The 6,432-nt window shown below is 50.6% G+C and carries 4 protein-coding genes; all 4 read right to left on the minus strand.

The window, feature by feature from the left end:
* Positions 1-46: 46 nt before the first annotated feature.
* The gene (locus ACR0P9_RS06160; protein ID WP_432618321.1) at positions 47-835 is read right to left on the minus strand and encodes a glycyl-radical enzyme activating protein; all 789 of its coding nucleotides are present in this window, start codon (positions 833-835) and stop codon (positions 47-49) included.
* A gap of 50 nt (positions 836-885) precedes the next feature.
* Positions 886-3,282, minus strand: coding sequence for a glycyl radical protein (locus ACR0P9_RS06165; RefSeq protein WP_432618323.1), 2,397 nt, complete (start codon positions 3,280-3,282; stop codon positions 886-888).
* A gap of 703 nt (positions 3,283-3,985) precedes the next feature.
* Positions 3,986-5,254: an NAD/NADP octopine/nopaline dehydrogenase family protein gene (locus tag ACR0P9_RS06170; protein WP_432618325.1), complete on the minus strand. Its 1,269-nt coding sequence runs from the start codon at positions 5,252-5,254 to the stop codon at positions 3,986-3,988.
* A 296-nt stretch (positions 5,255-5,550) separates the two neighbouring features.
* Entirely contained in the window at positions 5,551-6,213 is a 663-nt protein-coding gene (locus tag ACR0P9_RS06175; RefSeq protein WP_432618327.1) for a TetR/AcrR family transcriptional regulator, read from the minus strand.
* Positions 6,214-6,432 lie beyond the last annotated feature (219 nt).

Here is a 6,432-nt window from a genome sequence, read left to right on the forward strand (position 1 = left end):
CCGACGCGGCTGCATCTCCCTATGCGTGAACAGTGTCTATATCTGCTTAGAAAATGACATTTTCTACATATCGCTCGATAATCTTTACATAGCCTGCCATCTGATCCGGTGTCGGACTTTTGATGTCCGGCAGCTGATAGGTTCTGCCCAGCTTGTCATAGGTTGCTGTTCCGAGCTTATGGTACGGCAGCAGCTGCACATAGCTGAGCTTTTTCAGCTTGGTGCAGAACTCGCCGATCTTACATAGCTCTTCTTCCGAATCATTGAGTCCCGGAATAATCGGTGTTCTGACAACGAGCTGGAATTTGTCCTCTAACTCGTTGGTCGCCAGCAGGTTCTGTTTGATTAACTCATTGTCCACGCCGGTGTATTTTTTATGTAAGTCATTCGAGAAAAACTTCATATCGACAAACGCCAAATTGACATACAGCAGAATGCTCTTTACGGTCTCCCACGGCGCGAAAAACGAGGTTTCAATCGCCGTGTGCATACATTCTGCGCGGCAGTTGCGAAGAACTGCCCGCGCGAAGTCCGGCTGTGCCAGAATCTCGCCGCCGGACAACGTAATGCCGCCGGTAGAGATAAAGAAGAACAGGGAATCCTTGCGCAGCTCCCGCATGACGTCCTGTACGGTCATCACCTTGCCATACGAATAGGTATCGCTCGTCTCAATCTCGAATTTCTGGCTCTCCGGTGTGGAACACCACTGGCACCGCAATGGGCATCCCTTCAAAAACAATACGGTACGAAGTCCCGGGCCGTCATGAACGGACGACCGCTCAATACGTAACACGGTGCCTTTTCTGTCTGCATCGTAAATGGTTGGAACGCTCATTGCGTGTGCCTCCTTGTGGTTTTTTCTTCTCTAATTTACGTTATCTGCGCTTAACAGCCACAGCCGCCAGCCCAGTTATTGATTTCGGTACGTCCGATGATCTCGTCCTGTGTCTCCTTGGACAGCTCTACGAAGAATGCCGTGTAGCCTGCTACGCGGATGAGCAGATCTCTGTGCTCCTTCGGATGTACCTGTGCGTCTACCAGCGTGTCGCGGTCAACGCAGTTGATCTGTGCATGGTATACATCCAACATGCTCATGGTCTTAATCATGTTCATGCCGTGTGCGATGCCGTTTTCGCCCTTGAGCATTTCCGGCTCAAACTTCATGTTGAGCTGTGTGCCCTGCGTGTAACGTGCGTGCGGAATATGGGAAACCGACTTGAGCAGTGCGGTCGGGCCATTGACGTCCGTGCCGCCGGTTGCGCCGATGCCGTCTGTCAGCGGGGTGGTTGCCTTACGGCCGGATGGCAGAGCGCCTACCCACTGACCAATCGGGGTGTTGCCGGATACCGGCAGCATACCGCAGGTCATCTTGCCAAATGCGGTCTCATAGGTCTCAAACTGATCGACAACGTGAGAGAAGATCTCGCCGACGCAGAAGTCTGCGCGCTCATCATCGTTGCCGTACTTCGGTGCATCGAGGCACATCTTCTGGATGTCTTCATAGCCGACGAAGTCAGCGTCCAGAGCCTTCACCAGCTCATCCATCGTGCACTTCTTTTCATCATATACCAGATACTTGACAGCAGCGACAGAGTTGACAATATCTGCCTGGCCTACGGTGATAACGCCGCCGCCAACGGAATACTTTGCGCCGCCCGGCTGGCTGTAGTCCTTGCCAGCTTCCATCGTGTGCGGGAAGCCCATAGACAGAACCGGAACCGGACGATAGTTCATAGACAGGTAATCGAGCAGCTGGTTGCCGGAGGTGATAACGTCTACAGCATAGTCAATGTGCTTCATGACTGCCTGGAAGAAGTCATCAAAGGTCTTGAATTCACGCGGGTCGCCGGTGTGAACGGATACCTGCTCGCCGGTGATGCGGCTCTTGCCGTCATTCAGTGCGAACTCTACCATGGCGCCCATGTTAATGTCGGCAATATCGGTGTACTCCTTGAGCTTACCGGATACGTTGGTCTCTACGCAGCCGCACGGGTTCCAGTCCCAAGCCTCGGAGAGCGGAATGCCCTTGTTCAGAATCATGCGGATGCCCACATCGTTGGAGTAGATAGCCGGCATGGTCAGACCCATCGAGATGGATTCTACTGCCTTATGCAGCAGAGCGTCCGGGTTCTTTGCCATGCTGTAGGTAACAGCGAGGTTCGGCTCCTTGAACTTAACGTCCATCGTTGCCTGAATCATCATATAAGACAGCTCGTTGGTTGCGTCATCGCCGTACTCATTGATGCCGCCGCAGCTGGTCTGTACGGTAATGCAGTAGCCTGCTGCATACTGTGCGGTTACTTCGTCCTGGAATAGGGACATTTCTGCGATCTTGATCCACAGGCAATCGAACAGCTCCTGTGCGTCATCGTCTGTGATGATGCCGGCTTCCTTATCTGCCTTGTAATACGGATAGAAGTACTGGTCCAGACGACCGATATTATAAGAGGATGCATTCTGCTCCATGAAACATGCATATTCATAGGTCAGCAGCGACTGCATAGCTTCATACAGGTTGCGTGCCGGGAACTCCGGAACGTGACGGTTGACTTCTGCAATCTTGAGCAGTTCTGCCTTGCGCTTTTCATCGGTGCAGGAAGCTGCCTGTTGCTCAGCCAGATCTGCATGGCGATGTGCCAAATGAATCACAGCGTCAGCGGCAATAATCTCGGAGCGATAAAAGAAGCTCTTTTCCAGATCGCCCGGTACGGAGTCGTCCAGTGCTGCGAGCTTTTCCTTTGCCTCATCGCGGATTGCGCCGATGCCCTTGTTCAGGATCATGCGCCAATCTACTGTGGTCTCGCCGTAGCCGCGAACCGCCTTGCGGTCAATAAAGATCGCGCCGTTGTCCTTCATGGTCTGCATGTCCTTCGGCGTCATCTTCTTCCAGCGGTCGAGCAGGCACTTATTCTTCCAGTAATCCTTGACCTCTTCGGTGTAGATCTTCTTGCCTTCTTCGCTCAGATAGAACGGGTCAAACTTACGGGTGGAGATCGTGTCCAGCTCGTCTGCGATAATACCGGCGGAGCTGTCTGCACACAGAATGCCAGCGCGTGGCTTGAAGCCTACGCCGCCGACGAGAAGCTCGTTATCCTGAATATATACGTTTTTCTTTTCACAGATGTGGCGGTAGCCGATTGCCTTCTGGATGATCCACGGCTCGCCTTCCGATTCCTTAAAGCCTTCGGTCAGATACTTGGCATTGTATACGTCCATGTCAACGCGGGTTGCCAGATACTGCTGACGCAGCGCTTCGATTCTCTTCATGTATTCCTTAGCCATAAAAAGTTCCTCCTTCGATTTTCTTCTCTGCTTTTCTTTGTCGTATCTCTTTACTGATATACATGCAAATCCCATGCCAATTCGAGAAATTGCACACAAAAACTTGGTTTTTCGTGATTTTCTCCAATAAATCTCATTGGTTTTTATGCAACTTCACCGCAAATTTCCGTTTTTGCAGGCATTTTCTATTGAATCCCTCTAATCAACATGTGCATGAATTTTGCAGGTTCTCATATCAGTCTGTCAAATTTTCATCGACAAATTTATGCAACCTGTCAAGAGATTCCATATTTTTTGTATAAAATAACCAACTTTCAGCAAAACTCCTCAGCACTTTACCCGCAAAATTCTAACCGCAAAATATTTTGCATCCACTGCAAGTTTTTTTGCACACAGAATCCTTCGTCCTTTTCCGCCGCCGCTCTCCGCCAGAAAAGTATCTGCGGAATGCAAAGGGTGTTACATTCCGCAGGGATACTTGAGATAGGTGGTTTTAAATTTAGAACGATACCATGGCAGCAAACCCGCCGATGTGCTTGCCAAATATCTAGTTTGGTTTCAATTGATGCGTTACGAACAAAATTTGTTTCTTGTTTCAGATAAAGTATCTTTGGTTTTGGTGAAAGTTGGTTTGTTTTGCAGGCATCCGAACAGCACACGCTGTCCGGATGCCAAAATTTCTATGCAGAGAATCGACAGTCGATTATGCCTTCGGGGTGTAGGTGCCCTCACGCAGGTAAGCCTGCAGCTGATCGTGGGTCATGTGATCGATGTCGAGGTACTCCAGCGTCCACTTGGAATCGCCAGCCAGATCGCGCTTGAGCATGGTGGATGCCAGCAGGATCATGGAGTCGATGATCGGAGTCGGAACGTCGTACTTCTTGCCGAGCTGGCTCATCAGGTAGCAGCCAACCGGAACGTCCTCGGTGATGTAACGGTTTTCCAGATCGAACGGACCGTCGCCCCAGAAGTTCTGGTAGTTCTCTTCGTACGGTACTGCGAAGTCCGGACCCATGTATTCCTTGCCGTACATGGTGGTACGGGAGAAGAAGTCCTCATAGTTTACGGTGCACAGACCAACGTCCATAGCCTTAGCCAGTGCCTTCTCTTCCTCCCAGAACTTAGCCTGAACCTCAGCGATTGCCGGGCAAGCGCCGAATGCGTACAGGGAGTAATTTGCCTTGTTCTGACCCAGAACGGTGTCAAAGTTCTGCATGGTGGAAACTGCCAGGATGGTGCCCGGAACGTGGATAACCGGGTTTACGTTGGACAGGTTGATGTCGAGTACGGTGTTGCCTTCTACGAAGCCGTGGTGGAACTCTTCACCCTTCTTGGAGATGGTAACCTCGCCCTCAGCGTCAATGATTGCGCCGAATGCCGGAATGTAGTAAGCGGAAGCCATGAATCTGTCGTTGTCCTTCATCGGCAGAGCGCAGCCACGGATGGTGGTGATACGGTCCTCTACCTTGCATTCGTTGGTGACAACGCCGCCGCGGCGTACCACGCGGATGCCGTACGGAGCAGTGTACCATGCGCCGACAACAACGTCCTTGGTGCAGCCCATCTCACGCATCAGCTTGCGGAATACGAAGGTGCCGCAGTTATCCGGCAGGATGTGAATGACCTGACCGTCTTCCAGCAGCGGAATCAGCTCACGGAAGATTGCCTCATGGCCCAGAGCTACAGCAGCAACGATGATGATGCCTGCGCCCTTTACTGCCTTTGCCAGATCGTCGGTAGCCAGAGCAACGTGTGCGATGCCTCTGCGCTGATAACCGAAGAAGCTGAACTGGTTGCCGCTCAGGGTGATACCGGTCTTTTCAATGTTGAGGAAATTGGTCTTAGCAAATCTCGGCTGATCCCACAGGCGAACTTCCTTGCCTGCCAGTGCACAGTCTGCAGCCATCGTCTTGCCTACAGCGCCGCCGCCCAGAACCGCGATCGGCATGTCCTTCAGATAACTCATATCCATTGTTAGTTCCTCCTTCAAATTGCAGCCGGATGTTCCGGCTTCTCTACAACAATACAATGTTTGCAATGATCGGGTGCGCTCTCTTTCGTTGACCCTTGGTCATTGACCTGAGGTCATTATACTTTCGAGTCGGGCAATTGTAAAGACGTAAATTCCCACAAAAAAAGCCATGCATTCTTGTGCATATCAACAAATACACTTCGAAAGATTCGGTTTTCCCCGTATAAAACAGCAAAAAACAGCCTTCCAACACGGATTTTGGTTCCGTATCGGAAGGCTGTTCCATTTCTCAGGTATTATTTGCCGTTTGCGTCGCACACCATGCCCTTGGCGGTAATGCGGATGGCATTGACCATCATTTCGGCGAGACTGCGGTCTCGATCATCAAAGCACCAGAGCACTTCAATGCCGATCATGGTAGACAGCAGAATCTTGACATAGCTGTCGCTGTCGGTCTCCGCATCCAGCACGCCCTCTTGCTTGCCGTGCTCGACAATCTGGTACAGACACTTGTACAGCTCGCGGTCTTTGTTATAGAACAAATTTTCATCTGTGTTGAAGTAATTGGAGATAATCGCGCGGATGATGCCCTTGCCGCGTTTCTCATACTCTTCATAGCAGCATCCCACGAAGCACGGAAGCGTATCGAGAAAACTGCGGTTCTGCACCTTCTGGTACGCCTCTTTGTACAGCTTGTCCGAGCGCTCGAAGGTATAGAACACCAACGCTTCCTTGGACTCAAAGTGTGTATAGAATGAGCCCTTTGCCACATTGGCAGCGGTTGTGATGTCCTCAATATTGACGTTGTTAAAGCCTTTTTTATTGATTTCTTCTATCGCTGCTTTGTAGATTTTGTTTTTGGTCTCCATCGCCTGCAACTGCCGTTTGGTCGGCTTTACTGCAACGGTCTTTGCTGCCCGCACCGATTTCTTTTTCCCCGTTTCTGCCTTACCTTTCAAACGTATCACCTCTTCTCTTTTATGTCAAAATGTAACATTTCCATCTGTTCTAAATAGTATTACCAATATACACCCTGTTCTGAGCGCTGTCAACTAGGTTTTTCTCTTCCGCCGTTGTCTCCGCGCGTGAATTATGCATCTTGCACAACAAACAGAAAAATATTTTGTCTGTTTTAGAGAAAAGACCGTTTGTGCATTGACATTGACGGGGCAAGTCAG

It is taken from the genome of Butyricicoccus sp., from assembly GCF_050872565.1.
Taxonomy (GTDB): domain Bacteria; phylum Bacillota; class Clostridia; order Oscillospirales; family Butyricicoccaceae; genus Butyricicoccus_A.